Origin of the sequence: Staphylococcus sp. GDY8P57P (genome assembly GCF_017892585.1) — a bacterium.
GTDB lineage: Bacteria > Bacillota > Bacilli > Staphylococcales > Staphylococcaceae > Staphylococcus > Staphylococcus borealis.
On the sequence record NZ_JAESLK010000071.1, the window covers coordinates 1 to 1506 of the forward strand.

At 33.9% G+C, this 1506-nt stretch carries 1 protein-coding gene; it reads left to right on the forward strand.

All coding sequences use genetic code 11. The annotated features are described in order from the left end of the window. Positions 1 to 456: 456 nt before the first annotated feature. Positions 457 to 933 carry a replication/maintenance protein RepL gene (locus KA878_RS13505; RefSeq protein WP_000664727.1) on the forward strand — a complete coding sequence of 159 codons (477 nt, stop codon included), beginning with the start codon at positions 457 to 459 and terminating at the stop codon, positions 931 to 933. Positions 934 to 1506: the final 573 nt, after the last annotated feature.

A 1506-nucleotide genomic window follows, 5' to 3' on the forward strand; every position in this document is an offset into this window, starting at 1 on the left:
AATAAGTAAGTTAAGGGATGCATAAACTGCATCCCTTAACTTGTTTTTCGTGTACCTATTTTTTGTGAATCGATTATGTCTTTTGCGCATTCACTTCTTTTCTATATAAATATGAGCGAAGCGAATAAGCGTCGGAAAAGCAGCAAAAAGTTTCCTTTTTGCTGTTGGAGCATGGGGGTTCAGGGGGTGCAGTATCTGACGTCAATGCCGAGCGAAGGCGAGCCGAAGGGTAGCATTTACGTTAGATAACCCCCTGATATGCTCCGACGCTTTATATAGAAAAGAAGATTCAACTAGGTAAAATCTTAATATAGGTTGAGATGATAAGGTTTATAAGGAATTTGTTTGTTCTAATTTTTCACTCATTTTGTTCTAATTTCTTTTAACAAATGTTCTTTTTTTTTTAGAACAGTTATGATATAGTTAGAATAGTTTAAAATAAGGAGTGAGAAAAAGATGAAAGAAAGATATGGAACAGTCTATAAAGGCTCTCAGAGGCTCATAGACGAAGAAAGTGGAGAAGTCATAGAGGTAGACAAGTTATACCGTAAACAAACGTCTGGTAACTTCGTAAAGGCATATATAGTGCAATTAATAAGTATGTTAGATATGATTGGCGGAAAAAAACTTAAAATCGTTAACTATATCCTAGATAATGTCCACTTAAGTAACAATACAATGATAGCTACAACAAGAGAAATAGCAAAAGCTACAGGAACAAGTCTACAAACAGTAATAACAACACTTAAAATCTTAGAAGAAGGAAATATTATAAAAAGAAAAACTGGAGTATTAATGTTAAACCCTGAACTACTAATGAGAGGCGACGACCAAAAACAAAAATACCTCTTACTCGAATTTGGGAACTTTGAGCAAGAGGCAAATGAAAAACAAGAAAATGCATTATCTGATTATTATTCTTTCAAGGACTAGTATAACATAAAATCGTCTACAAATAGACAAAAAACCTGCACGCTTAATGTAGATCAAAAGCTTAACGCAAATGAAATAGATTGACCTCCCAATAACACCACGTAGTTATTGGGAGGTCAATCTATGAAATGCGATTAAGCTTTTTCTAATTCACATAAGCGTGCAGGTTTAAAGTACATAAAAAATATAATGAAAAAAAGCATCATTATACTAACGTTATACCAACATTATACTCTCATTATACTAATTGCTTATTCCAATTTCCTATTGGTTGGAACCAACAGGCGTTAGTGTGTTGTTGAGTTGGTACTTTCATGGGATTAATCCCATGAAACCCCCAACCAACTCGCCAAAGCTTTGGCTAACACACACGCCATTCCAACCAATAGTTTTCTCGGCATAAAGCCATGCTCTGACGCTTAAATGCACTAATGCCTTAAAAAAACATTAAAGTCTAACACACTAGACTTATTTACTTCGTAATTAAGTCGTTAAACCGTGTGCTCTACGACCAAAAGTATAAAACCTTTAAGAACTTTCTTTTTTCTTGTAAAAAAAGAAACTAGATAAATC

Excerpts from the sequence above, each read along its gene's own strand:
- KA878_RS13505 (WP_000664727.1), top strand. The coding sequence starts at position 457 with ATGAAAGAAAGATATGGAACAGTCTATAAAGGCTCTCAGAGGCTCATA.